23 protein-coding genes are annotated in these 24,858 nt (G+C 64.7%); 13 read left to right on the forward strand and 10 right to left on the reverse strand.

The window, feature by feature from the left end; translation table 11 throughout:
* Positions 1-139 precede the first annotated feature (139 nt).
* Both AC3XQU_RS01930 and AC3XQU_RS01935 read left to right on the forward strand, forming a co-directional pair.
* Positions 140-469, forward strand: a complete 330-nt coding sequence (locus tag AC3XQU_RS01930; protein WP_489872437.1) for a hypothetical protein — start codon at positions 140-142, stop codon at positions 467-469.
* A complete protein-coding gene (locus AC3XQU_RS01935) occupies positions 466-1,320 on the forward strand; it encodes an HDOD domain-containing protein (protein WP_489872438.1) in 855 nt (284 codons plus the stop codon). The genes AC3XQU_RS01930 and AC3XQU_RS01935 overlap by 4 nt, the downstream gene beginning before the upstream one ends.
* A gap of 160 nt (positions 1,321-1,480) precedes the next feature.
* Here the strand turns inward: AC3XQU_RS01935 and AC3XQU_RS01940 are convergent, their stop codons facing one another.
* On the reverse strand, positions 1,481-1,879 hold the full coding sequence (locus AC3XQU_RS01940; RefSeq protein ID WP_171083101.1) for a hypothetical protein: 399 nt from the start codon (positions 1,877-1,879) through the stop codon (positions 1,481-1,483).
* Between the two features lie 610 nt (positions 1,880-2,489).
* Here AC3XQU_RS01940 and miaB point away from each other — a divergent pair.
* The 10 genes from miaB to AC3XQU_RS01990 all read left to right on the forward strand — a co-directional run bounded on the left by miaB (position 2,490) and on the right by AC3XQU_RS01990 (position 13,398).
* Entirely contained in the window at positions 2,490-3,851 is a 1,362-nt protein-coding gene (gene miaB, locus AC3XQU_RS01945; protein WP_489872439.1) for a tRNA (N6-isopentenyl adenosine(37)-C2)-methylthiotransferase MiaB, read from the forward strand.
* Positions 3,848-4,933, forward strand: coding sequence for a PhoH family protein (locus tag AC3XQU_RS01950; RefSeq protein WP_489872440.1), 1,086 nt, complete (start codon positions 3,848-3,850; stop codon positions 4,931-4,933). The genes miaB and AC3XQU_RS01950 overlap by 4 nt, the downstream gene beginning before the upstream one ends.
* Positions 4,914-5,381, forward strand: a complete 468-nt coding sequence (gene ybeY, locus AC3XQU_RS01955) for an rRNA maturation RNase YbeY (RefSeq protein WP_489872441.1) — start codon at positions 4,914-4,916, stop codon at positions 5,379-5,381. Before AC3XQU_RS01950 ends, ybeY begins: the two co-directional genes overlap by 20 nt.
* Before the next feature lie 131 nt (positions 5,382-5,512).
* Positions 5,513-6,391, forward strand: coding sequence for a CorC family transporter (locus tag AC3XQU_RS01960; RefSeq protein ID WP_489872442.1), 879 nt, complete (start codon positions 5,513-5,515; stop codon positions 6,389-6,391).
* Positions 6,391-7,977: an apolipoprotein N-acyltransferase gene (gene lnt, locus AC3XQU_RS01965; protein WP_489872443.1), complete on the forward strand. Its 1,587-nt coding sequence runs from the start codon at positions 6,391-6,393 to the stop codon at positions 7,975-7,977. Before AC3XQU_RS01960 ends, lnt begins: the two co-directional genes overlap by 1 nt.
* A gap of 99 nt (positions 7,978-8,076) precedes the next feature.
* Positions 8,077-8,991, forward strand: coding sequence for a glycine--tRNA ligase subunit alpha (glyQ, locus tag AC3XQU_RS01970; protein ID WP_489872444.1), 915 nt, complete (start codon positions 8,077-8,079; stop codon positions 8,989-8,991).
* Positions 8,992-9,013: 22 nt separating this feature from the next.
* Positions 9,014-11,101 carry a glycine--tRNA ligase subunit beta gene (gene glyS / locus AC3XQU_RS01975; protein WP_489872445.1) on the forward strand — a complete coding sequence of 696 codons (2,088 nt, stop codon included), beginning with the start codon at positions 9,014-9,016 and terminating at the stop codon, positions 11,099-11,101.
* An 18-nt stretch (positions 11,102-11,119) separates the two neighbouring features.
* Positions 11,120-11,674, forward strand: a complete 555-nt coding sequence (gmhB, locus tag AC3XQU_RS01980) for a D-glycero-beta-D-manno-heptose 1,7-bisphosphate 7-phosphatase (protein ID WP_489872446.1) — start codon at positions 11,120-11,122, stop codon at positions 11,672-11,674.
* Between the two features lie 36 nt (positions 11,675-11,710).
* On the forward strand, positions 11,711-12,451 hold the full coding sequence (locus AC3XQU_RS01985) for a lysophospholipid acyltransferase family protein (protein WP_489872447.1): 741 nt from the start codon (positions 11,711-11,713) through the stop codon (positions 12,449-12,451).
* Between the two features lie 44 nt (positions 12,452-12,495).
* A complete protein-coding gene (locus AC3XQU_RS01990) occupies positions 12,496-13,398 on the forward strand; it encodes a M48 family metallopeptidase (protein WP_489872448.1) in 903 nt (300 codons plus the stop codon).
* Between the two features lie 144 nt (positions 13,399-13,542).
* On the opposite strand, the gene AC3XQU_RS01995 is transcribed toward AC3XQU_RS01990, so the two are convergent.
* The 6 genes from AC3XQU_RS01995 to AC3XQU_RS02020 form a co-directional block, all read right to left on the reverse strand.
* Positions 13,543-14,067, reverse strand: a complete 525-nt coding sequence (locus AC3XQU_RS01995) for a YcxB family protein (RefSeq protein WP_489872449.1) — start codon at positions 14,065-14,067, stop codon at positions 13,543-13,545.
* Positions 14,068-14,144: 77 nt separating this feature from the next.
* Positions 14,145-15,410, reverse strand: coding sequence for a lipid IV(A) 3-deoxy-D-manno-octulosonic acid transferase (gene waaA / locus AC3XQU_RS02000; protein WP_489872729.1), 1,266 nt, complete (start codon positions 15,408-15,410; stop codon positions 14,145-14,147).
* Positions 15,410-16,390 (reverse strand): lipopolysaccharide heptosyltransferase I, encoded by a 981-nt coding sequence (waaC, locus tag AC3XQU_RS02005; protein WP_489872450.1) that lies wholly within the window; start codon positions 16,388-16,390, stop codon positions 15,410-15,412. The genes waaA and waaC overlap by 1 nt, the downstream gene beginning before the upstream one ends.
* Before the next feature lie 22 nt (positions 16,391-16,412).
* Complete coding sequence (locus AC3XQU_RS02010) at positions 16,413-17,795, reverse strand: phosphomannomutase/phosphoglucomutase (RefSeq protein ID WP_489872451.1); 1,383 nt, start codon at positions 17,793-17,795, stop codon at positions 16,413-16,415.
* A 178-nt stretch (positions 17,796-17,973) separates the two neighbouring features.
* Positions 17,974-18,291: an H-NS histone family protein gene (locus AC3XQU_RS02015; protein ID WP_171083133.1), complete on the reverse strand. Its 318-nt coding sequence runs from the start codon at positions 18,289-18,291 to the stop codon at positions 17,974-17,976.
* A gap of 90 nt (positions 18,292-18,381) precedes the next feature.
* Positions 18,382-19,482 carry a glycosyltransferase family 4 protein gene (locus AC3XQU_RS02020; RefSeq protein ID WP_489872452.1) on the reverse strand — a complete coding sequence of 367 codons (1,101 nt, stop codon included), beginning with the start codon at positions 19,480-19,482 and terminating at the stop codon, positions 18,382-18,384.
* 314 nt (positions 19,483-19,796) lie between these two features.
* Between AC3XQU_RS02020 and AC3XQU_RS02025 the strand changes: the two genes are divergently transcribed.
* Entirely contained in the window at positions 19,797-20,654 is an 858-nt protein-coding gene (locus AC3XQU_RS02025) for a symmetrical bis(5'-nucleosyl)-tetraphosphatase (RefSeq protein ID WP_489872453.1), read from the forward strand.
* A gap of 155 nt (positions 20,655-20,809) precedes the next feature.
* Here the strand turns inward: AC3XQU_RS02025 and ilvD are convergent, their stop codons facing one another.
* The 3 genes from ilvD to AC3XQU_RS02040 form a co-directional block, all read right to left on the reverse strand.
* Positions 20,810-22,672 carry a dihydroxy-acid dehydratase gene (ilvD, locus tag AC3XQU_RS02030; protein ID WP_489872454.1) on the reverse strand — a complete coding sequence of 621 codons (1,863 nt, stop codon included), beginning with the start codon at positions 22,670-22,672 and terminating at the stop codon, positions 20,810-20,812.
* Positions 22,673-22,789: 117 nt separating this feature from the next.
* A complete protein-coding gene (locus AC3XQU_RS02035; protein WP_489872455.1) occupies positions 22,790-23,521 on the reverse strand; it encodes a lysophospholipid acyltransferase family protein in 732 nt (243 codons plus the stop codon).
* A gap of 42 nt (positions 23,522-23,563) precedes the next feature.
* Positions 23,564-24,847 (reverse strand): dihydroorotase, encoded by a 1,284-nt coding sequence (locus AC3XQU_RS02040; RefSeq protein WP_489872456.1) that lies wholly within the window; start codon positions 24,845-24,847, stop codon positions 23,564-23,566.
* Between the last annotated feature and the right edge of the window lie 11 nt (positions 24,848-24,858).

Consider the following 24,858-nt stretch of genomic DNA (forward strand, 5'->3'; position numbering starts at 1 on the left):
GTGGCCGCGAACCCGAAAGCCTACAACATTTTTGTTGCTGTATTTAAAAAGAGGGCTGCTAACGCGACAGTTCCTGCGCAGGAGCGCCAATCCGGCCGGGGCCGGTGATAAGATCGATCAGCTGACAACAGGAGGAACGATGAGCGATACCTATGAACTGGTGCCAATGGCGCACCTGTTCCCCGGCATGGTGCTGGCCGACGTGCTGCTCGACGAGCACGGCCATGTCCTGCTGGCCGAAGGCGCCATCCTGAGCGAAGCGACCATCGCCTCGCTGGCGCGGCATGGCGTCGCCGCCGTGCCGGTGGCGCGCGCCCATCCCCTGTCCCAGCCCAGCGCGGCTGCGGTGCAGGAGCGCCTCGACCATGTGTTCCGCCGCAACGACCGCGAGGACCACGGCGACTGGGCCACCGGCCTGCTGCGCCGCTACATCGAGGATTACCGCCTCAAGCGCGGAGTGGCGCCATGAGCGCGCCGCTGGACGCCGTGCGTGTCGAGGAATTGATCGGCAACGTCGAGGATCTGCCCTCGCTGCCGGCCGTCGTCATGGAACTGCTGGGCAGCATCGACCAGGAAGACGTCGACGTCGCCGTGCTGGCGAAAAAAGTGGCGAACGATCCGGCGCTCACGGCCAAGACCCTGCGCCTGGCCAATTCCTCGGCCTTCGGGCTGCAGGTGAAAGCCACGACCATCCAGCAGGCCATGACCTTCCTCGGGTTCCAGACCACGCGCAACCTGATCACGGCGGCAGCCCTCACCGGCTGTTTTCCGGCGGGACGCTGCCCGGGCTTCAACGACAAGGCCTTCTGGCGCCATTCGATCGCCACCGCCGCCTGCGCGCGGGTGCTGGCGCGGCGGGTACGCTTCAATCCCGATTACGCCTTCACGGCCGGCTTGCTGCACGACATCGGGCGCCTGGTGCTGGTCGCGCGCTTCCCGGAGCGCTACCAGGCAGTGCTGTCGCTGCGCGACAAGAAAGATTGCGAATTGGTCGAGGCCGAGCGCGCCCTGCTGGGCATCGACCACGTCGACGCCGGCGTGGCCCTGGCTGCGCACTGGAATTTTTCCGACACCATGCGCCAGGCGATCGCCTTCCACCACACGCCGGAAGCGCAGGGAGCAGGTTTCCTGGCAACCATCGTGCACGTGGCAAGCGCCATTGTGCATGCACTGGACCTGGCCGGCAATCCGGACGAGCTGGTGCCTAGGGTCTCGGCGGTGGCCTGGACGGCCCTGGGTCTGACGGAAGAAGCGTGGCTGCAGGCTTTCCACGATACCGAGCTGCAGTACGAGGAAATGACGGCCATCCTGATGGCTTGAAGAAGCCGGCAGGGATGCCTTGGAGTAAAGCGATGGAAAACGCCGAAAAGGCGCCAGGTTAGACGCCGGAAGGAAACCGGCGCGGCACTGCGCTCAGCGCGCGGTGCCGCAGCTCGCTGATACCGAAGGCATGACAGTCGCGGCTGTCATGCCCGCGGCATTAGTGAGCATAATTGCCGGACGAGGACGACGGAGTCGTTTCGTTGTTCTGTTGCGGTTGCTGTTGCTGAGCTGCGGCGGCTGCGGCGGCCTGTGCTGCCTTCTCTTCTGGCTTCGGACGGCCTTGTGCATCCGACAGGCGGTATTTGGTGCGGCGATCGCCCATCAGGTCGCGCAGGTCGCGAATGCTCATCCCGGTCACCTCGTGCATGCGGATCAGCAGCGAAGCGCCGACTGGCAGACGGTGGTGACGGATCTTGCTGATGACTGGCGGCGCAACTTCGAGCATGCGCGACAGCGCAGCATCGTTCTTCAGTTGCATCTTGCCGAGCAAAATGTCCAGCAGATGATTCGGATTGTAGCTTTCTTGCGAAGACAGAGCATGATGCTGTTGTGCCATGATGTTTACCTCTTAAGTTGGTTAAAATACTTCCCTTACGAACTTTTGCTAAAGATTAATTTCCTTAACATCAGTTCCCGGACTACCTTGCAAGGATTTAACAGGTTGAACCTGAAGATCCCCTTAAGAAACGTTCCGGATCGCATGCCCCCGCATTACCTCTCCACATGCGCACTTGTCTTTCAAACAAATTATCAGGCTCATACGCCACCAGTACATCCGAGCGGCGCATGTGACTCATTGTCTCAAATCAAGCTATCGTGCGGAAAGCTTGTCACATAGGCATTTCAGCACATGGGGATTATTTGTGGCGCACGCAAGAGATTTCTGCAATAAATTTTCCTATCAGAAGTCGAAGCGAACTCATTGATTTACAAGAGGAAATAAATTGATCCGTGTGGATAAACCCATGCGTTTCATCAAGCAGTTACATCATCGCACATTTAACAATCTGAGCATAATAATAATTACTTTAGGTTAAGAAAGTAATCATTCCTCGTGGAATAAAAATCCGGTGCGCACATGCCTGTTTCGAGGGCAGCAGCCGATTTACGCTAAACTGGGTACCTTGTATTGCCCCGGCACCAGCTCCTCTCTTACATAGCACTCCATGCAGAAAAAAGTATTCATTAAAACCTTCGGCTGCCAGATGAACGAGTACGACTCGGACAAGATGGCCGATGTCCTCGGCGCCGCCGATGGACTGGTCCGTACCGATTCGCCGGAAGAGGCCGACGTCATCCTGCTGAACACCTGTTCTGTGCGAGAAAAGGCGCAAGAGAAAGTGTTTTCGGACCTGGGCCGCTTCAAGGCGCTCAAGCGCGACAAGCCGGACCTGGTGATCGGCGTAGGTGGCTGCGTGGCATCGCAAGAGGGGCAGGCCATCGTGCGCCGGGCGCCGCACGTGGATGTCGTGTTCGGCCCGCAGACCCTGCACCGCCTGCCGCAACTGATCCGCGACCGCCGCTCGAGCGGCAATGCCCAGGTCGACATCAGCTTCCCGGAAATCGAAAAATTCGATCACTTGCCGCCAGCCAAGGTCGACGGCGCAGTGGCCTATGTGTCGATCATGGAAGGCTGCAGCAAATATTGCAGCTATTGCGTGGTGCCTTATACCCGCGGCGAGGAAGTCTCGCGCCCGTTCGAGGACGTGCTGACCGAGTGCGCCGGCCTGGCCGCCCAGGGCGTGAAGGAAATCATGCTGCTGGGCCAGAACGTGAATGCCTACCGCGGCGCCATGGCCGGCGGGGACACGGCCGATTTCGCCTTGCTGCTCGAATACATCGCCGACCTCCCCGGCGTGGCGCGCCTGCGCTACGTGACCAGCCACCCGAAGGAATTCACCCAGCGCCTGATCGATGCCTACGCAAGCATCCCGCAACTGGTCAACCATATCTATCTACCGGTGCAGCACGGCTCCGACCGCATTCTCGGCGCCATGAAGCGCGGCTATACCGGCCTGGAATACAAGTCGATCATCCGCCGCATCCGCGCGGTGCGCCCGGACATGACCTTCTCGTCCGACTTCATCGTCGGCTTCCCGGGCGAAACCGAGGCCGATTTCGAGGCCATGATGAAGCTCGTGGCCGATGTCGGCTTCGACAACAGTTTCAGTTTTATCTTCAGCAAGCGTCCGGGCACCCCGGCCGCCAACCTCGACGACGACACCCCGCACGAAGTCAAGCTTGCCCGCCTGCAGCGCCTGCAGGCCCTGATCGACGCCAACACCCGCAAGTACAGCGCGGCCATGGTCGGCACCGTCCAGCGCGTGCTGGTCGAAGGCCCGTCGAAGAAGGACGAAGGGCAGTTGCAGGGCCGCTGCGAGAACAATCGCGTGGTCCATTTCCTGCCAGTAGAAGGCGGCCCGTCCCTGGTGGGCCAGCTGGTCGACCTGCGGATTACCGCGAGCCATGACTATTTCCTGCGCGGCGAACTCGTCGCTAACTCACATACGATTGCCAAAGCCAGTTGAAAAATACCCCATCCCAGCCTTCCTACTTCATCCCCGAGCCGCTCGACAACACGCGGCTTGCCCACCTGTGCGGCCCGCTCGACGAGAACCTGCGCCAGATATCGGCCGCGCTTGACGTCACGGTGTTCCGCCGCGGCGAGAAATTCATCGTCACCGGCGCCAATGCCGACCGTGCGGTCGAACTGCTCGAGCGCTTCTACGCGGTCGCCAACAAGGTCGTGCCGATCGAGGAAGTGCAACTGGCCCTGGTGGAGCAGCGCGTCGGCCTCAAGCCCCGTGCTCCCGAGGCAGCCGAGCCGGCCGTCAAGGAAGCAAAGGCTGCAGACGCCGGGGAAACCGAAGACGGCGCGACGCAGGAACTGGTCAGCCCGATGCTCAAGACCCGCCGCAGCGATTTGCGCGGCCGCACGCCGCACCAGATCGAATACATGAACGCGGTGCTCGAGCACGACATCAGCTTCGGCGTCGGCCCGGCCGGCACCGGCAAGACCTATCTCGCCGTAGCCTGCGCGGTGGACGCGCTCGAGCGCGATGCGGTCAAGCGCATCATCCTGACCCGCCCTGCAGTGGAAGCGGGCGAGCGCCTCGGCTTCCTGCCGGGCGACCTGAGCCAGAAAGTCGACCCTTACCTGCGCCCGCTGTACGACGCGCTGTACGACCTGCTCGGCTTCGACCGCACCATGAAGATGTTCGAGAAGCAGGTCATCGAGATCGCCCCGCTGGCCTACATGCGCGGCCGCACGCTGAACCACGCCTTCGTGATCCTGGACGAAGCCCAGAACACGACGGTCGAGCAGATGAAGATGTTCCTGACCCGGATCGGCTTCGGCAGCAAGGCCGTGATCACGGGCGACGTGACCCAGGTCGACCTGCACAAGACGCAGCGTTCGGGCCTGGTCGACGCCATGCACGTGCTGAAAAACGTGCGCGGCATCAAATTCACCCAGTTCGCCAGCGTGGACGTGGTGCGCCACCCGCTGGTCGGGCGCATCATCGACGCCTACGAGGCCAATGCCTCGATCGAGGAACTGGCCGCCCTCCCCAAACCGATCCCGGTGAAAAATGCAAGAAAAAAAACATGATCTCGACCTCGAGGTCCAGTACGCCGACACCCGCCTCGAGAAAGAACTGAGCGAAGAGATGCTCACGCGCTGGGTGCAGGCGGCCCTGCTGGGCCCGGCCGAGCTGACCATCCGCTTCGTCGACGCCGAGGAAGGCCAGACCCTGAACCGCACCTACCGCGGCAAGGACTACGCGACCAATGTCCTGACCTTCGCCTATAACGAAGGCGAGGAACTGGGCGAGGACGACCCGACCCAGGCCGACATCATCCTGTGCACCGACGTCGTGCTGCGCGAAGCCGATGAGCAAAAGAAGACGGTCGAGGAGCACGCGGCCCACCTGGTGGTGCACGGCGTGCTGCACGCCCAGGGCTATGACCACGACCACGACGTGGAAGCCGAGGAAATGGAACAGTTCGAGCGCGACATCATGGAAGTGCTGGGCTACCCGGATCCGTATTCGGATTGAGCGCACCGTTTTCGCACGGTGGAAGGGCGACCTTCCACCGTGCGACAACCGGGTTGGCAGCCGCACGCAAATTCAGCTTCCGCCCTTTTGGTGTATCCTATACCCATCGCAACAACGGCTTCACGCCAACTATGCCCGAGTATCCCAGTGACGTCCGATCGGACGCCAAACCCCACCGGTCGCTGTTTGAACGGCTGACCGCACTGATTTCCCCCGAGCCTGAAAATCGCGCAGAACTCCTCGAAGTGCTGCACGAAGCCCACGAACGCAACCTGATCGATGCCGACGCACTCTCGATGATCGAGGGCGTGTTCCAGGTATCCGACCTGTCCGTGCGCGACATCATGGTCCCGCGCTCCCAGATGGACGTCGTCGACATCTCCAAACCGATCGAGGAATGGCTGCCGATCGTGATGGAAACGCAACACTCGCGTTTCCCTGCCATCGAAGGCGAGCGCGACAAGGTGGTCGGCATCCTGCTGGCCAAGGACTTGCTGCGCTATTACGCTGAAGAATCGTTCGACGTGCGCGCCATGCTGCGCCCGGCGATCTTCATCCCGGAATCGAAGCGCCTGAACGTGCTGCTGCGCGATTTCCGCGCCAACCACAACCACATGGCCATCGTCGTCGACGAGTACAGCGGCGTGGCCGGCCTGATCACCATCGAGGACGTGCTCGAGCAGATCGTCGGCGACATCGAGGACGAATACGACTTCGACGAAGAAGAAGACAATGTCCTGTCGATCAAGGAAGGGCAACTCGGCCCGCGCTGGCGCGTCAAGGCCCTGACCGAGATCGAGCAGTTCAACGAAGAGATCGGCGCCGACCTGCTCGACACCGATGCCGACACCATCGGCGGCCTGGTCGCCAGCCACCTGGGCCGCATGCCGCACAAGGGCGAAGTCTTCGACCTCGAAGGCCTGCGTTTCGAGGTGCTGCGCGCCGACGCCCGCCAGATCCATGTACTGCTGGTCGAAAAGCTCCCTTACACCCAGGGCGGCCGCGACTGATGCTGCGCCGCCGTACCCAGCCTTCCACTGCGACTGAACCGGGCGCACGCGCCGCCACGCCGTCCTTGACAGCACTGGTGCTGATGGCGCTGGCCGGCGCCCTCTCCCTGTTCTCGTTCGAACCCTTCGGCTGGTGGCCGGTGCAATTCCTGGCGCTGGCCTATTTCTTCTACCGGGTCGGCGTGGAAAATTCGCCGCGCCACGGCCTGCTGCTGGGCTGGGCCTTCGGCTTCGGCTGGTCGGTGGCCGGGATGCACTGGCTGTATATCGCCATCACCCGCTTCGGCGGCCTGCCCGCCATTTTAGGGGCGATCTCGATCGCCCTGCTCGGCCTGTACATGGGCCTGTTCGGCGCCTTTGCCGGCGGCGCCGCTTCCTGGCTGCGCCGCAAGTGGTCGCTGACCGTCACCGCCTTCGTGCTGCTGGCGCTGCCCGTGAGCTGGGGCCTGTCGGAATGGCTGCGCGGCTGGGTGTTCACCGGCTTCCCCTGGGCTTCCTCGGGCTATGCCCACAACGTCTCGCCCCTGGCCGGCTACGCGCCGCTGGTGGGCGTGTACGGCGTGGGCATCCTCGCCGCCGTGTGCGCGGGCTGCCTGGCCATGCTGACCCAGCGCAAGCGCTGGCGGGCGCTGGGCCTGCTCGCCGCCGTGATGGCGGCCGGCTTCGGCCTGAAGCAGATTGCCTGGACCCAGGACGTCGGCCAGCCGGTCACGGTACGCCTGCTGCAGGGCGACGTGCGCCAGGACCAGAAATTCGATGCCGCCTACCTCCTCGACATCATCGAGCGCTACCGCGGCATGATCACGGCCGCGCCGGCCGACCTGATCGCCACGCCGGAAACCGCGGTCCCCGTCACGCCCTACCAGCTTCCCGACGGCTACCTCAAGGGGCTGCAGGACTACGCCGTGCAGACCGGCAGCCACCTGATACTCGGCATCCCGATGATGGACAGCCCGACCCAATATGCCAACAGCGTGATCGCCTTCGGCCCCGGCGCTGCGCCCTACCGCTACGACAAGCACCACCTGGTGCCCTTCGGCGAATTCATCCCGCCGGGCTTTCGCTGGTTCACCGACTTGATGAGCATCCCGCTGGGAGACCAGACCCGCGGCAAGGCCCTGCAGGCGCCCTTCCCGGTCAAGGACCAGCTGGTGCTGCCGAATATCTGCTACGAAGACGCCTTCGGCGAAGAGATCGCGGCCCAGCTGCGCAACGCGCCCAGGGCCGCGACCCTGCTGCTGAACGTGTCGAACCTGGCCTGGTACGGCGAATCGGTGGCGATCCCCCAGCACCTGCAGATTTCGCAGATGCGTTCGATCGAGACCGGCCGCCCGATGCTGCGCTCGACGAACAACGGCGCCACCGCCATCATCGACGCGCGCGGCCGCATCGTGCAGCAGCTGCCCTTCTACGGCCGCGGCGTGCTCACCGCCACCGTGCGCGGCACCGAAGGCTTCACGCCCTTTGTCCGCCTGGGCAACCTGGCTTTCCTGCTGCTGGGCAGCCTGATGCTGGCGGGCGCGTGGTTCGCCGGCCGCCGTTACCGCATCCGCGCTGCGAGTAAAACCGCCAAATCGAATAGCTGAGTTCAATACGGTCCCAGAGGGCCGTGAAAATTCAGTAGAATTAGTCATTTGGCAAACTAACCGTGTCTGCGGCTTGATCCCCGCGCCGCCCCCTACAAGATGCTCACATTCCAACAAATCATCCTGACCCTGCAATCCTATTGGGACAAGCAGGGCTGCGCACTGCTGCAGCCTTACGACATGGAAGTCGGCGCCGGCACCTTCCACACCGGTACCTTCCTGCGCGCGATCGGCCCCGAGCCCTGGCGCGCCGCCTATGTGCAGCCGTCGCGCCGCCCGAAGGACGGCCGCTACGGCGAGAACCCGAACCGCCTGCAGCACTACTACCAGTACCAGGTGGTGCTGAAACCCGCGCCGGAAAACATCCTCGAGCTCTACCTCGGTTCGCTCGAGGCGCTGGGCCTGGACCTGAAGAAGAACGACGTGCGCTTCGTCGAGGACGACTGGGAAAGCCCGACCCTGGGCGCCTGGGGCCTGGGCTGGGAAGTCTGGCTCAACGGCATGGAAGTCACGCAGTTCACCTATTTCCAGCAGGTCGGCGGCCTCGATTGCAAGCCGGTGCTGGGCGAGATCACCTATGGCGTCGAGCGCCTGGCGATGTACCTGCAGGGCGTCGAGAACGTGTACGACCTGGTGTGGACCGAGTGGGAAGAGAACGGCGAGAAGAAGACGCTGAAATACGGCGACGTCTTCCACCAGAACGAAGTCGAGCAGTCGACCTACAACTTCGAGCACGCCAATACCGAGCTGCTGTTCCAGGCCTTCGCCAACCACGAATCCGAGGCCAAGCGCCTGGTCGAGCTGGCGCTGACCCTGCCGGCCTACGAACAGATCATGAAGGCATCGCACAGCTTCAACATGCTCGACGCGCGCGGCGCCATTTCCGTGACCGAGCGCGCCGCCTACATCGGCCGCGTGCGCACGCTCTCGCGCCTGGTGGCGCAGGCCTATTACGACTCGCGCGAGAAGCTCGGCTTCCCGATGCTCCCCGCTGCCGGCCAAGCCGCAGCCTAAGCGGAAAAGAACAGAACAGACCATGAACCAGACTCTCCTCGTCGAAATCCAGACCGAAGAACTGCCACCGAAAGCCCTCGTCAAGCTGGGCGCCGCGTTTGCGACCGGCATCGCCAACGGCCTGAAGGCCCGCGACTTCCTCGAACCCGACAGCGTCGTCACGCCCCACGCCACCCCGCGCCGCCTGGCGGTCACGATCACCAATGTCCGCGCGACCTCGCCCGACAAATCCATGCGCGAGAAGGTGCTGCCGGTCTCCGTCGCGCTGGACAAGGACGGCAATCCGTCTGCGCCGCTAGCCAAGAAGCTGGCCGCGCTGGGCTTCCCCGACCTGACGGTCGCCGATCTCGAACGCGCCCAGGACGGCAAGGCCGAATCCTTCTTCTATACCTATACCGCCAGCGGCAGCGCGCTTGCCGGCGGCCTGCAGGAGGTGCTGCTTGACGCCGTCGCCAAGCTGCCGATCCCCAAGCTCATGAGCTACCAGCGCCCCGACGGCGCCACCGTGCAGTTCGTGCGCCCGGTGCACCTGCTGCTCGCGCTGCATGGCGAACAGGTGCTGCCGCTGACGCTGCTGGGCCTCGACGCGGGCCGCCACACCATGGGCCACCGCTTCCTGTCGCACGGCCAGGCCATCGCCATCCCGCACGCCGACCGGTACGGCGCCGTGCTGGAGGGCGAAGGCAAGGTGATGTCCAGTGCCGAAGGCCGCAAGGACAGCATCCGCAAGCAGCTGCTGGAAAAAGCAGGTGCCGACCAGGTTCTGATGCCGGAGTCGCTGCTCGACGAAGTGGCCGCCCTGGTCGAATGGCCAGTGGTGTATGAATGCCGCTTCGAGGACGAGTTCCTGGCCGTGCCGCAGGAATGCCTGATCCTGACGATGCAGACCAACCAGAAATACTTCGCCCTGACCGACAGCGCGGGCAAGCTGCGCTCGCGCTTCCTGATCGTGTCGAACATCGCCACCGATGACCCGGCCGCGATCGTCGGCGGCAACGAGCGCGTGGTGCGCCCGCGCCTGTCGGACGCCAAGTTCTTCTTCGAGCAGGACAAGAAGAAGACCCTGGAATCGCGCATTCCGCAGCTGGCGAGCGTGGTCTACCATAACAAGCTGGGCACCCAGCTTGAACGCACCGAGCGCGTGACCAAACTGGCCAGCGCCATCGCGGCGCGCCTGGGCTATGACGTGGCGCTTGCCGAACGCGGCGCACGCCTGGCCAAGGCCGACCTCTTGACCGACATGGTGGGCGAGTTCCCCGAGCTGCAAGGCATCATGGGCACCTATTACGCGCGCCACGACGGCGAGCACGAGGAAGTCGCCCTGGCCGCGTCCGAGCACTACCAGCCGCGCTTTGCCGGCGACCAGCTCCCCTCGACCAATACCGGCCTGGTGGCCGCGCTGGCCGACAAGCTCGAGACCCTGGTCGGCATCTGGGCCATCGGCCTGCAGCCGACCGGCGAGAAGGATCCGTTCGCACTGCGCCGCCACGCCCTCGGCGTGATGCGCATGCTGGTCGAGAAGCGCCTGCCGCTGTCGATTTCCGACTTGCTGGGCGACGCAGTAGGCGTGTTCGAGGGCCAGGCAGCATTCAAGGATTCACGTACGGAAGTCACCGCCTTCATGCTCGACCGCCTGCGCGGCATGCTGCGCGAGCGCGGCTTCTCGCCGAACGAAGTCGAAGCCGTGCTGGCCCAGGACCCGGACCGCGTCGACGACGTGGTCCAGCGCCTGGAAGCGGTGCAGGCCTTCGCCGCCCTGCCGGAATCGAGCTCGCTGGCCGCCGCCAACAAGCGCATCACCAACATCCTGAAAAAGACCGAGGCCGCCATTGGCGAAGTCAAGCCGGAGCTGCTGCAGGAGCAGGCCGAGAAGAACCTGGCCGCCGCGATCGCGCGCGTGCGCCCGGACGTCGATGCGGCATTCGCGCGCGGCGACTTCACCGGCACCCTCAAGACCCTGGCCCAGCTGCGCGACGACGTCGACGCCTTCTTCAACGACGTGATGGTGATGGCCGACGATCTCGCCTTGCGCAACAACCGCCTGGCGCTGTTGTCGCAGTTGCACAGCATGATGAATGGTGTCGCCGATATCTCGAAATTGGCCGCCTAAGCTGGTAAGGTAGCTGCCATGAAGCTCATCATCCTGGACCGGGACGGGGTCATCAACCACGATTCGCCGGACTTCATCAAGTCGCCGGCGGAGTGGATTCCGATTCCGGGTTCGCTCGAAGCGATCGCCCGCCTGAACCAGGCGGGTTACCGCGTCGTCGTGGCCTCGAACCAGTCGGGCATCGCGCGCGAGCTGTTCGACATGCCGACCCTGAACGCGATCCACCAGAAGCTGCACGCCAGTGCCCAACTGGTGGGCGCCGACATCGACGCCATCTTCTTCTGCCCGCACGCCGCGATCGACAACTGCGACTGCCGCAAGCCCAAGGCCGGCATGTTCGAGGAGATCGGCAAGCGCTTCAAGGTGAACCTGAAGGGCGTGCCCACCGTGGGCGACTCGCTGCGCGATCTGCAGGCCGGCTTCATCATGGGCTGCGTGCCCTACCTGGTCCTGACCGGCAAGGGCGAGAAGACCCAGGCTACCGGCGGCCTGCCGCCCGGCACCCAGGTCTTCCCCGACCTGGCCTCGATGGTCCATGCCTTCCTCAAGACCGCGGTACAGCGGCCAGAATAACGAATAACAGATAACGAACATCCGTCCGGAGCCCCTTTGCACACCTTCACCCTGTTTCTGCGTTCCCTGCTCTTCAAGATCGTCATGATCGTGGCCACCGTCGTGTGGGCCTGCGTGTGCTTCCTGGCAGCGCCCCTGCCGTACAACAAGCGCTTCTGGGTGACCTCGCGCTGGAACGTCTTCATCATCTGGGCCGCCAAGGTCATTTGCGGCATCCGCTACGAATTCAAGGGCTACGACAACCTGCCGAACAGCCCCGCCATCGTGCTGTCGAAGCACCAGTCGGCATGGGAGACCATCTTCCTGCTGCCGAACCTCACGCGTCCGCTGGTCTATGTGTTCAAGAAGGAGATCCTGTACATCCCCTTCTTCGGCTGGGGCATGGCGCTGCTGCGCATGATCCCGATCGACCGCAAGCAGGGCAAGAACGCCTTTGCCCACGTGGTCCGCCACGGCAAGCGGCGCCTGGCCGACGGCCAGTGGATCATCATGTTCCCCGAAGGGACCCGCATCCCGGTCGGCCAGAAGGGCAAGTACAAAAGCGGCGGTACCCGGCTGGCTGTCGAAACCCACACCGTTGTCGTGCCGATCGCGCATAATTCAGGTGAATGCTGGCCGAAGAACTCGTTCATCAAGCGTCCCGGCTTGATCACCGTCTCGATTGGCAAACCGATTTCGCCAGACAATCACACCCCCGAGAGCATGATGCAAGAGGTCGAAAATTGGATAGAATCGGAAATGCGCGTCATTTCGCCCCACGCCTACAAAGGTGGCTGAGCGACGTCAGCGCCCAGATCAGGGATTCGCAGCCGCAGCAAGCCATGACCTCCCCGAAGATCGACGGGCGCCAGCTCGAGCTGTTCGCCCAGGAATTCTTCGCCGCGCTCAAGCCGGCGGATAGGCCTGCGACGCCGGCCCAGCCGCTGTTCAAGGCGCCGCCGCCGGCGCCGCGCAACCTTCTTCCCTCCCCGCCGGTGGCCGATGGCGAGCCGCCGCTCAAGCGCATCGTCCTCGGCGCCCACACCGTCGATTACGCCTTGCGCCGCTCCGCACGCCGCTCGATCGGCTTCATGATCGACGATGACGGCCTGCGCGTGACCGCGCCGCGCCGCTGCGCGCAAACCGACATCGACAATGCCATCCGCGCCAAGGGCCGCTGGATCCTCACCAAGCTGCTCGAACGGGGCGAGCGCCGCGCCAAGCAGAAAGAACGCGTACCGGTCGAATGGAAGGACGGCGCGCGCCTGCCCTACCTGGGCGGCGAAATCGTGTTGCGGCTCGAAGAAGCATCGCGCAGCCACTGCCAGTTCGACGCGCTGGCCAATGAATTATGGATCGGCGTGGTGCCGGGACTGTCGGAATGGCAGCTCAAGGAACGCGTCAAGCTGTGGTTCCAGGCCGAGGCCAAGCGCCTGTTCAAGGAGCGGCTCGATCATTTTGCGCCGCTGCTGGGCGTGAGCTACCGCGCGTTTGCGCTGTCCTCGGCCGGCACGCGCTGGGGTTCGTGCACGATCGAAGGGAATATCCGCCTGAACTGGCGCCTGGTGCACTACCCGCTCACGCTCATCGACTACGTCGTGGCGCACGAACTGGCGCACCTGCGCGAGATGAACCACAGCCCGGCTTTCTGGGCGACGGTGGGCGAGGTGTATCCGGATTACGATGGGGCGCGGCTGGCGCTGCGCAAGCGCTCGCATGAGATGCCGGTGTTGTTTACGGATTAAGCAGATCTGCCGCGGAGTCGCGTGACCGGATCTGCCGCGAATCGTAGGGTGGGGAGATTTTCTGCCCACGCGGCGATAGTGAGCGCTTGAGCGGACGTAGCCGATGATCTTGCTGACTGACCGCGTGGGCAGAATCTGCCCACCCTACAACAGCGCATCGCGCCTGGCCGCCGCCAACTCCTTCATCGCCGCCAGCTGTTCGTCCGACAAGCAGCGGTACGGAATCGGCAGCGTCCCGCGCTTCAACACCATCATGAAGCCGCGCGTATAGGTGCGCACACCAATCACGTCTTCCCACCCGATCAGGGTCACGCCGCCGCTGGTGCGCACGATGCCGTGCTGGTCGATCGTGAATTCGTAGGTGCGGCGGCCGCGCCCGAGCAGGATGAAATGCAGGGCCGCACTCAGGGTGCTCTTCAAGCGCAGGTAGAGGCTGGCGGGCCAGCGGATGCGGCGGCGGCGGATCAGGAAGCCGCCGTGCTGCCACATGAAGCTGAGGTATTCCCCCAGGGTGTAGCGGACGAAAAAATGCAGTTCGGATAGCAGCACCGGCGGGGCGGCGGGATGTGGGACCGGCAGGTCCACAGGGCCGTCACTCACGGGCATGTGCAGCAGCTTGTCGTCGTCCTGCTGTTGCACCAGCACGGCGACGGGCTTGTTGCTGCTCACGGGCCTCGGGTGATTAAACGACAACATAACGCATCCCCTAGTGTTATCCGAGCTCGAAATCGGAATGGTAGCAAAACCTACCTGATAAGTTGTCGCAAGAGTTCAACCGTGCGCAGGGTGGCGCCGCGGTGGCGGCCCGCGAAGGCGAGCGCATGCCCGCCCATGTGCGCGCGCGCCGCATCGTCTTCCAGCAGGCGCAGCGCCGCGGCCACCAGGGCGTCGGCATCCGGCACCCGGAGGGCGGCGCCGTCTTCCACCGCCTCGTCGGTCGCCTGGGCGAAATTAAAGGTGTGCAGGCCCACCAGCACCGGTTTGCCCAGCGCACAGGCTTCGATCAGGTTCTGGCCCCCTAGCGGCATCAGGCTGCCGCCGATGAAGGCGCAGTCGCAGGCGGCGAAATAGGCGAACATCTCGCCCATCGAGTCGCCCAGCAAGACGTCGGCTTGCCCCACTCCCTGCTCGATGCGCGAGCGCCGCACGACGCTCAGGCCGCGCGCCGCCACCAGCTTCTCGACTTCGTCGAAACGCTGCGGATGGCGCGGCACGATTGCCAGCAGCGCGTTGGCCGGCTTGTCAGCTGCGCGCCGCCAGGCGTCGACGATGAGGGCTTCCTCGCCCTCGCGCGTGCTGGCGCACAGGAATACGGGCCGCGCGCCGATTCCAGCGCGCAGCCAGGCGCCCTTCTCCAGCGCCGCCTGCGGGGGCACTACGTCGAACTTGATGCTTCCGGTGACCGCTACCTGCGGCGCGCCGAGCGAGCGGATGCGCTCGGCGTCCAGCTCGGTCTGCGCCGCGACGAGAGTGATGGCTTGCGCGGCGTCGGTCATCAGGGCGCCCATCTTGCGGCCGCTGCGCAGCGAACGCTCGGACAGGCGGGCGTTCACCAGCGCCACCGGCACGCCGGCATTCGCGCAGCCGGCGATCAGGTTCGGCCACACTTCCGTCTCCATCAGGATGCACACCCGCGGCTTGAAGCGCCGCAGGAAGCGGGCGACCATGAAGCCGGTGTCGTAAGGCAGGTAGGACTGCACGACCCGTTCGCCGTGGTGGCCGAACAGCGAACGGCCGGTGGCGCGCCCGGTCGGCGTCATGTGGGTGAGCAGGATGCGGGAGTCGGGATAGGCGGTGAGCAGCGCTTCGACCAGCGGTTCGGCGGCGCGGGTTTCGCCCACCGACACGGCGTGCACCCAAAGCGTCGGGCGGTTCGAGGGCGCAGCATCCGGGAAACCGAGACGCTCCATCCAGTGCGCGCGGTAGCCGGGCTCCTGGCGCCCGCGCCACCACAGGCGGCCCAGCACGGCCGGCAGCGCCAGCCACCAGGCCAGCGAATAGAAAAGACGGATCAAGTCGACTCCAGCAGGCGGCGCGCCGCTGCAATCACTTCCGGCGCGGCAGGAGGCATTCCCAGATCGCCGAGGTTGACGATGCGGTCCGACCAGTTGCCTTCGGTCTTCCACTTCGGCGAGTCGCAATAGATTTCCACGGTCGGGCGCACGAAGGCGGCGGCGATATGGGTCAGGCCGGTATCGACACCGACGGCCAGCCGCGCATGCTGGGCCACGCCCACCGCATCCATCATCGACAGCTTGGGCAGCACGCGCCCATTCGGCAGCGCGGCCGCGAGGGCTTGCGCATCGGCCAGTTCGGAGGGCGAACCCCAGGGCAGCAGCACCGGCATCGGCGCCAGCGCCTGTCCCAGCGCGATCCAGTCGGCCTGCGGCCACTTCTTGGCCTCGCGCGCGGTGCCGTGGAAGAACACGGCGTAGTCCTCGAGCGGCAGGAAGGCCGGGCGCAGCGCGGCCTGCGGCGCCGGCAGCCCGAAGTCGGGGGGGGTAGCGACGGGATAGCCCAATGCGGCGCCGGCCACCATGCGCCCGCGCGCCACCGCATGGGTACGCGGGTCGAGCGGGATGCTGTCGGTGTGGAAGATGCGCGAGATGCCTTCGTAGCCCGAGCCTTCGCTGCCGTTGGCCAGCCCCACCTTCTTGCCGCCGCGCTTGACGCGTGCGGCGCCCATGATGATGCCGGTCTTGAGCAGGCCCTGGGTGTCGAAGACGTAGTCGTATTCTTCTTCGCGCAAGCTGCGGAAGAAACCCTTGATCTCGGCGCGCGTCTCGCCCTTGCCCAGGCTCTTGCGCCAGCGGCGCAGCGCCCACGGGATGATCCGGCGGACCTGCGGGTGCAGGCGCACCAGGCTCTGGTAGCCCTCTTCCACTACCCAGTCGATGGTGGCGCCTGGATGGCGGCGCAGGATGTCGGCCACCATCGGCAGGTTGTGCAGCACGTCGCCCAGCGACGACACGCGCACCAGGAGGATCTTCAAGCGCTGTTCCTCGGCCATGCGCTCAGAAAGGCAGCTCGGCGTCGGGCTTGGCGGCCAGGATCACGCGGCGGAACTCGCCCTGGATGCGGGCCAGGGCTTCCGGGTTCTCGCCTTCGAAGCGCAGCACCACGACCGGGGTCGTGTTCGACGAACGCGCCAGGCCGAAACCGTCCGGGTATTCCACGCGCAGGCCGTCGATGTCGTTGACGCGGTCCGAGCCCGGGAAAGAAGCATTGGCGCGCAGGCTGTCGATCAGCGTGAAGTTCTCGCCTTCCTTCAGGTGCAGGTGCAGCTCCGGGGTGCTCGACGCGATCGGCAGGCTGTTGAGCAGCCTGGACGGATCCTGTTCCTTGGTCAGGATCTCGAGCATGCGCGCGCCGGCGTACAGGCCGTCGTCGAAGCCGTACCAGCGGTCCTTGAAGAAGATGTGGCCGCTCATTTCGCCGCCCAGCGGGGCGCCGGTTTCCTTGAGCTTGGCCTTGACCAGCGAGTGGCCGGTCTTCCACATCAGGGCGCGGCCGCCATGCTGCTCGATCCAGGGGCCGAGGTGGCGCGTGCACTTGACGTCGTACAGGATCTCGCCGCCCGGATTGCGCGACAGGACGTCGGCTGCGAACAGCATCATCTGGCGGTCCGGGAAGATGATCTGGCCATCCTTGGTGACGATGCCGAGGCGATCGCCATCGCCGTCGAAAGCCAGGCCGATCTCGGCGTCGGTGTCCTGCAGCGCCTTGATCAGGTCTTGCAGGTTTTCCGGATGCGCCGGGTCCGGGTGGTGGTTCGGGAAGGTGCCGTCGACTTCGCAGAACAGCTCGACGACCTCGCAGCCCATGCCGCGGTACAGGTCCGCGGCAAACGCGCCGGCCACGCCATTGCCGCAATCCACGGCAATCTTGATCGGGCGCGAGACCTTGACGTCGTCGATGATGCGCTGGAGGTAGGCGGCGCGGATGTCGTGGGTGCTGTAGCCGCCGCGTTGCGGGGCGATGCTGCCGTCGTAGGCGGCGATGCTGTCGTGCAGGCCGGTGATGGATTCGCCGTGGATCGCTTCGCCGGCCAGCACCATCTTGAAGCCGTTGTAGTCCGGCGGGTTGTGGCTGCCGGTGACCATGATGCCCGAACGGGTATCGAGCACGTTGGTGCCGAAATAGACCATCGGGGTCGCGACCATGCCGAGGTCGATCACATCGACGCCGGCGTCGCGCAGGCCTTCTGCCAGGGCGCTTGTCAATGCCGGGCCCGACAGGCGGCCGTCGCGGCCGATCACGACCTTGTGCTCTCCCTTGGCCAGGGCGGCGGCGCCGAATGCGCGGCCGATATGGCGCGCAATGCCTTCGTCCAGCGTTTTATCGATGACGCCGCGAATGTCATAAGCCTTGAAGATCGTTTTGGAGAGAGCAACCATGATGTCCTGGAATGAAAGCGCTAGCCAGCCGCACACGCAAATGGCGGGCTGTGACGGCAAGGCGTCGACGCGGGAATGAATGAAAAGACAATGACCGCTATTGTAGCGGCAAGCGGCGCCCTTGGGGAATCGGGCGGACCGCTTGCGAATGAGATTGGCCGGCAATGCCGGCCCGGGATTACACGCGCAGCTTGTCGATCGACTTGCCGCCTTCGACCCATTCCTTGACCCATTTCGGCTGGCGGCCACGGCCGGTCCACTGCTGCGATGCATTGTCAGGGTGACGGAAACGCACGGCCACCGAATTACCCTTGGTCGCATTGCTGCGGCCACCGGTCGCCAGCAGGTCCTTGAGGGGCACGCCGACGCTCTGCGCGATTGCCAGGATTTGTTCGCGTGCTTTTTGCACTTCCTGCACTTCGCGCTTCTTCATTTCCTGCTTGATTTGCTCTTGCAGGTTGCGCATATCGCCTACCGACATATTAGACAGATCCATCTTCGTTCCCTCAATAGGTAAAGGTTGATACAGAGGTTGATGCAAGTACGGTGAAACTCACCAATTGTCGCAATATACTACATTAATAGTTTATTTACCGTTCTTCCTGTGTAAAAAGAGCCAGCGTGGCGACTTAAATCGAACGATACGCGCATATAACCACAGGTAACTGATTATAAACAACAAGCTGAAGAACATGAGCACGCTTGTGTTTTTCCAGAACACCGTAGCCGGAATCACCGCCATCAGTGAAAACAACCATAAATAAGGCGAAGTGCGGGCGTTCCGTTTCATCAGTGCGCGTGCTTCGCGCGGACCAACGGTCCATTGCACGATACGGCGGAATATTAAACTGTGCAGGTGAATACCATCGGGCAGCGCAGGCGATTTACCGCGCACAAACATGCGGCGGTATGCCGAGAATATCGTTTCGAAAGCCGGATAAATCAGCAGCAGCGCGGCATACCAGGTGGACACCTGGGGATTGCGCATCACCAGCAGCAGCGCGAGTTCGCCGAGCATGAAGCCAATGAAATACGCGCCGCCGTCGCCGAGGAAAATCAGGCCGACCGGATAATTCCAGATCAGGAAACCGGCCGTGGCGCCGGCCACCACCAGCGCCGTCACCAGCACGAACATGTCGTCCACCTGCAGCGCCACATAGGCCAGCGACATCAGCATGCAAATACTGACCACGCTGGCCAGGCCGTTGAATCCGTCGATGATGTTGACCGCGTTCGCGATGCCTGCCACCGCCAGCACCGTGAGCGGCACCACGATCCAGTCGAGCTGCAGCGACAGCACGCCCCAGGGCAGATCGAGGCGCACCAGTTTTGCGCCGAGCAGGTAATACGCGAGCAGCGCGGCGACCATCGTCAGCAGCAGCCGGCGCGCGGGCGAGACCTTGCCGGTATAGTCTTCGACGATACCGCCGGCCATCGCAATGCAGGCGCATCCGAGCAAAGGCGCGAGCCAGGGACCGAGCGATGGCTGGCGCATCACCGACACCGCGCCGGTGATTACCACCGCCAGATAGATCGGTACGCCGCCAATGCGCGCCACCGCATGGGAATGGAATTTCTGCACGCCGCCATAATCGTTGTCGAGCGCGGCGCCATTGCGCTGCGCAAGCTTAATCACAAGCAGAGTCAGCAGCGCGCAAGAGACGAAACTGACAAAAAAGGAGAACATTTATTATTCTTTCGGTGCAATTAGGTGAGTCGTTTCCGCTTCGACTCCGCGGAAATCCCACGGCACTCTTATCAATGGATGTAGCGCCATTGTACCGGAATAGATGAGGCTCTCCGGCGCTGAAATGGATTGCATCGCGCGCGCTTCGATTCGATCAAATTCGCGCGCGGTTTACCTGTGCAATCGGTAGCGCGCCCCACTGCGATATCCGCTGCAGGGGCAGGCGAAATCATTTAGACTCCAAACAGCGATCGCGCCTTGCGCGCCATTGCAGCGCCGCCTGCACCACTGCCGTCACCACCGATAAGAACAACATGAGAACCTACGCCATTGGCGACCTGCAGGGCTGTGCCCACGAAGCCCAACTCCTGATCGAACGCATTCACGAAGACGCACGCGGCCACGGCCAGGACGGGTCGCGCATCCTGTTCGTGGGAGACCTGATCAACCGCGGCCCGGAATCGCTGACCGCCCTGCGCCAGATGAAGGCGCTGGCCGACGCCCATCCCGGCCGCGTCGAAGCCCTGCTCGGCAACCACGACCTGCACCTGATCGCCGTGGCCGTGGGCGCCCAGCGCGCCAGCCGTTCCGATACGCTCGATGAGATCCTGGCCGCTCCCGACCGCGACGCGCTGATCGACTGGCTGCGCCGCCGCCCGCTGGCGATGTTCGTCGACGCCCACCTGCTGGTGCATGCGGGCGTGGCGCCCGAATGGAATGCGGCGCAGACCATGGCGCTGGCGCACGAAGTCGAGGCTACCCTGCAAGGCGAAGGCTGGATCGACTTCCTGCGCAACATGTATGGCAACGAGCCGGACGGGTGGGACGACAACTTGACCGGCATCGCGCGGCTGCGCTGCATCGTCAATGCGCTCACCCGCATGCGCCTGTGCGCTCCCGATGGGCGCATGGACTTCCTGCACAAGGAAAGCGAGCGCGGGCCGGAAGGATCCGGCCTGGTGCCGTGGTTCGATTTGCCGCAACGGCGCACCAGCGACGTGACGGTGGTGTTCGGGCACTGGTCGGCGCTGGGGCTGGTGCTCAGGCCGAATCTGGTGGGGCTGGACAGCGGCTGCGTATGGGGCGGGAAGCTGACCGCGGTGTGCCTGGACGACCGCTCGCTGTTGCAGGTCGATTGTCCGGAATACCGGGAGCACGGCGGAAAAAAATAGTCAGCGGATGCGTTGCCGCATTCCGTAGGGTGGGCAAGTTCCTTGCCCACGCGTTCAATGAGTGCGTGAGGACGCGCGACAGCATTTCGACCGATAGTTGAACGCGTGGGCGTCATTCCGGGCATTGCCCGAAATGACTCTGCCCACCCTACGGTTCAGCGGCGAAGCTGGGTGATATCCCGTACCGCCCCGCGATCCGCCGACGTCGTCAAGGCCGCATACGCCTGCAGCGCCTGCGACACATAGCGCTCGCGACCAACGGGCATCCACGCGTCGAGCCCGCGGTCTTCCATCTTCCCGCGCCGGTGCGCCAGCTCCTCGAAGCTCACACGCAGGTTGATCGTGCGCGCCGGGATGTCGATATCGATGAGGTCCCCCTCTTCCACCAGCCCGATCGCCCCGCCCTCGGCCGCTTCCGGCGAGGCGTGGCCGATCACCAGGCCCGAGGAGCCGCCCGAGAAGCGCCCGTCGGTGAACAGCGCGCAGGCTTTACCCAATCCCTTGGACTTGATGTACGAGGTCGGGTAAAGCATCTCCTGCATGCCCGGCCCGCCTTTCGGGCCTTCATAGCGGATGACGACGACGTCGCCAGCGGCGACCTGGTCGCCCAGGATCGCTTCCACCGCCGCGTCCTGGCTCTCGAACACACGCGCCTTGCCGGAGAAGACCAGGATGCTCTCGTCCACGCCTGCCGTCTTCACGATGCAGCCCTTCTCGGCGATGTTCCCGTACAAGACCGCGAGGCCCCCGTCCTGCGAGTAGGCGTGGTCGCGGTCGCGGATGCATCCCAGGCTGCGGTCGAGGTCATTGCCGGCAAAGCGCTCGGACTGCGAGAAGGCCACCTGGGTCGGCACGCCGCCCGGCGCTGCGCGGAACAGCTGGTGCACGGACGGATCAATGCTGCGCTTGATGTCGTATTGTTCGATCGCTTCGCCCATCGACGGGCTGTGCACGGTCGGCAGCGAGGTGTCGAGCAAGCCGGCGCGCGCCAGTTCGCCCAGGATCGAGAAGATGCCGCCGGCGCGGTGCACGTCCTCGATATGGTATTTGTCGGTCATCGGCGCGACCTTGCACAGGCAGGGCACCTTGCGCGAGATGCGGTCGATGTCGGCCATGGTGAATTCCACCTGGGCCTCGTGCGCCGCCGCCAGCAGGTGCAGCACGGTGTTGGTCGAGCCGCCCATCGAGACGTCCAGCGCCATCGCGTTTTCAAACGCGGCCTTGCTGGCGATCGCGCGCGGCAGCACCGAATAATCGTCCTGTTCGTAGTGGCGCTTGGCGATCTCCACGATCAGGCGGCCGGCGCGCAGGAACAGCTCCTTGCGGTCCGAATGGGTGGCGACGATGGTGCCGTTGCCCGGCAGCGCAAGACCGAGCGCCTCGGTCAGGCAGTTCATCGAATTGGCCGTGAACATGCCCGAGCACGAGCCGCAGGTCGGGCAGGCCGAGCGCTCGATCTCGGCGACGTCCGCATCCGAGACGCTGCTGTCGCCAGCCTTGATCATGGCGTCGATCAGGTCGAGCTTGATGACCTTCTGGCCGTTGTCGACCGTCTTGACCACCTTGCCCGCTTCCATCGGGCCGCCCGAGACGAAGACCACCGGGATATTCAGGCGCATCGCGGCCATCAGCATGCCCGGGGTGATCTTGTCGCAGTTCGAGATGCACACCATGGCGTCGGCGCAGTGGGCATTGACCATGTACTCGACCGAGTCGGCGATCAGGTCGCGCGAAGGCAGCGAATACAGCATGCCGCCGTGGCCCATGGCGATGCCGTCGTCGACCGCGATGGTGTTGAATTCCTTGGCCACGCCGCCCGAGGCCTCGATCTCGCGCGCGACCAGCTGGCCCAGGTCCTTCAGGTGCACGTGGCCGGGCACGAACTGGGTGAAGGAATTCACCACGGCGATGATCGGTTTCTCGAAGTCGCCATCCTTCATGCCGGTTGCGCGCCACAGCGCGCGGGCGCCGGCCATGTTGCGGCCCTGGGTGGTGGTGCGGGAACGATAAACGGGCATGCTGGTCTCCTCGAAGCTTTTGTCAGTGGTGCAAAGCACCAGCGTGACGCGCTTGCTGTGAGTTGTCCAATATATGATTTATTGCTCTGTGATTCATTTAATGAATCACAGCTATGATCAAGGGCGCAGCGCCGCGGCCACGGCGTCGTGGGCGGCCTGGGCCAGTTCGCGGCGGTGCGCGCCCGCGCCTTCGATCGGCGCCAGCGCCTGCAGGCGTGCGCGAACCGGCGGGCCCGCCAATATCCGGAACATGCTGTCGACAAACGTCGTGTCGCCGGTATAGTCGACCGAGGGGTGGCTGCGGCCGGCCGCATCCACATACGACAGCGCGTAGGGCTGCACCGCCACCCTGGCGTCGATGGCGCCCTCGAACAGATTGGCGTGGAAGGGCAGCACCTCGCCCTGCCGGGACGTCGTCCCTTCGGGGAAGAAGGCCACGCGCTGGCCCTGCGCCAGCACATTGACGATGCCCTTGAAGATCTGGCGCAGCTCGCGCCGGTTGCCGCGCGCGATGAAGACGGTGCCGGCGGCGGCCGCCAGCCAGCCCAGCACCGGCCAGGCGCGGATCTCGGCCTTGGCCACGAAACGGCAGGGATACAGGGCGTTGATGACGAAGATGTCGAGCCAGGACACGTGGTTGGCCACCACCAGCGCATGCGCGAGTACCGGCGCGCCGGGCGCCGCCTCGACGCTCACGCGGCAGATGCCGACGAGCTTGCGCGACCAGCGCCGCGTGAGGCGCTCGCGCACACCGTTGGAAGCCAGCGGGAACACGACGGCGCAGGTCGCCAGGCCCGCCACCAGGTGGACCGTCACGCGCGCCAGGCGCAGGGCAAGGCGCAGCTTCACGATGCCGCGGTCGAGGCGAATGCGGGCAGGCGCCCGCCGCGCTCAGCGCTGGTACGCAACACGGCCGCGCACGATGGTCGCGCGCACCTGCCCGGCCAGGTCGTAACCGAGGAAAGGCGTGTGCTTGCCCTGGCTGGCCAGGGCGCGGCGCTCGACCGTCCAGCGCGCATCCGGGTCGAACAGCACCACGTCGGCCGCCGCACCCACCGACAGGGTCCCGGCCGGCAGGCCGGCGATGCGCGCCGGCTCGATCGTGACCTTGGCGATGGCCTTCGACAGCACGCCGTCGTGGCCATGCTGGTCTTCGGTCCACTTGAGCATCAGCGCCAGCAGCAGTTCCAGGCCCGTTGCGCCGGGAGAGGCTTCGCCGAAGGGCAGCATCTTCTCGTCGTCGTCCACCGGCGTGTGATCCGAGCAGACCGCATCGACCGTGCCGTCGAGCAGGCCGCTGCAGATGGCGTCGCGGTCGCGCTGGCTGCGCAGCGGCGGGTCGAAGCGCGCGTTCGGGTCGAAGAAGCCGATGTCGGCGTCGGTCATGTGCAGGTGGTGCACGCCGACGTCGCAGGTGACCGGCAGGCCTTCTTTCTTGGCTGCGGCCACCAGCGCCAGGCCGGCGGCGGAAGACATGCGGCACAGGTGCACGCGCGCGCCGCTGGCGCGCATCAGTTCGAAGATGGTGTGCAGCGCGATGGTCTCGGCCATCACCGGCACGCCCGACAGGCCCAGGCGCGAGGCCAGCGGCCCACTGTGGGCCACGCCGCCGCGGCCGATATGGGCGTCCTGCGGGCGCAGCCAGACCGTGTAGCCGAAGGTTTTCGCATACTGCATGGCGCGCATCAGCACCGTGGTGTCCAGTACCGGCTCCTCGGCCTGCGAGAAGCCGATGCAGCCGGCTTCGGTCAGCTCGGCCATCTCGGTCAGGGCCTGGCCCTTCAGGCCCATGGTCAGGGCGCCCAGCGGGTGCACGTTGGCCTGGTCCAGGCTGCGCGCGCGGTGCTTGAGCATCTCGACCAGGCCCGGTTCGTCCAGCACCGGGTCGGTGTCCGGCGGGCAGACCAGGGTGGTCACGCCACCCTGCATCGCTGCCTGCATTTCCGATTCCAGCGTGGCCTTGTATTCGTAGCCCGGCTCGCGCAGGCGCGCCGAGAGGTCCACCAGGCCGGGGGCAACCACCAGGCCGGCGGCGTCGATGCTGTTGTCCGCCACGAAGCCGGCAGGCGGCGCGCCGATGGCGGCAATCGCGCCGTCGGCAATGAATACATCCGCTACCTGGTCGATGCCGTTGGCCGGGTCGATCACGCGCCCGTTCTTGATATGAAGTTTCATGCGTGCGAAAT

Source organism: Telluria sp. AZSoR62, assembly GCF_058111565.1.

What these genes read in the sequence shown, in the direction of transcription:
- AC3XQU_RS02010 (WP_489872451.1), bottom strand. Translation starts at nt 17,795, where the DNA reads ATGGTTGCTCTCTCCAAAACGATCTTCAAGGCTTATGACATTCGCGGC.
- glyQ (WP_489872444.1), top strand. Translation starts at nt 8,077, where the DNA reads ATGCTCACATTCCAACAAATCATCCTGACCCTGCAATCCTATTGGGAC.
- AC3XQU_RS02025 (WP_489872453.1), top strand. Translation starts at nt 19,797, where the DNA reads ATGAGAACCTACGCCATTGGCGACCTGCAGGGCTGTGCCCACGAAGCC.
- AC3XQU_RS01990 (WP_489872448.1), top strand. Translation starts at nt 12,496, where the DNA reads ATGACCTCCCCGAAGATCGACGGGCGCCAGCTCGAGCTGTTCGCCCAG.
- AC3XQU_RS01960 (WP_489872442.1), top strand. Translation starts at nt 5,513, where the DNA reads ATGCCCGAGTATCCCAGTGACGTCCGATCGGACGCCAAACCCCACCGG.
- AC3XQU_RS01935 (WP_489872438.1), top strand. Translation starts at nt 466, where the DNA reads ATGAGCGCGCCGCTGGACGCCGTGCGTGTCGAGGAATTGATCGGCAAC.
- AC3XQU_RS02020 (WP_489872452.1), bottom strand. Translation starts at nt 19,482, where the DNA reads ATGTTCTCCTTTTTTGTCAGTTTCGTCTCTTGCGCGCTGCTGACTCTG.
- miaB (WP_489872439.1), top strand. Translation starts at nt 2,490, where the DNA reads ATGCAGAAAAAAGTATTCATTAAAACCTTCGGCTGCCAGATGAACGAG.
- lnt (WP_489872443.1), top strand. Translation starts at nt 6,391, where the DNA reads ATGCTGCGCCGCCGTACCCAGCCTTCCACTGCGACTGAACCGGGCGCA.
- glyS (WP_489872445.1), top strand. Translation starts at nt 9,014, where the DNA reads ATGAACCAGACTCTCCTCGTCGAAATCCAGACCGAAGAACTGCCACCG.
- ybeY (WP_489872441.1), top strand. Translation starts at nt 4,914, where the DNA reads ATGCAAGAAAAAAAACATGATCTCGACCTCGAGGTCCAGTACGCCGAC.
- gmhB (WP_489872446.1), top strand. Translation starts at nt 11,120, where the DNA reads ATGAAGCTCATCATCCTGGACCGGGACGGGGTCATCAACCACGATTCG.
- AC3XQU_RS01940 (WP_171083101.1), bottom strand. Translation starts at nt 1,879, where the DNA reads ATGGCACAACAGCATCATGCTCTGTCTTCGCAAGAAAGCTACAATCCG.
- AC3XQU_RS02040 (WP_489872456.1), bottom strand. Translation starts at nt 24,847, where the DNA reads ATGAAACTTCATATCAAGAACGGGCGCGTGATCGACCCGGCCAACGGC.
- ilvD (WP_489872454.1), bottom strand. Translation starts at nt 22,672, where the DNA reads ATGCCCGTTTATCGTTCCCGCACCACCACCCAGGGCCGCAACATGGCC.
- AC3XQU_RS02015 (WP_171083133.1), bottom strand. Translation starts at nt 18,291, where the DNA reads ATGGATCTGTCTAATATGTCGGTAGGCGATATGCGCAACCTGCAAGAG.
- AC3XQU_RS01930 (WP_489872437.1), top strand. Translation starts at nt 140, where the DNA reads ATGAGCGATACCTATGAACTGGTGCCAATGGCGCACCTGTTCCCCGGC.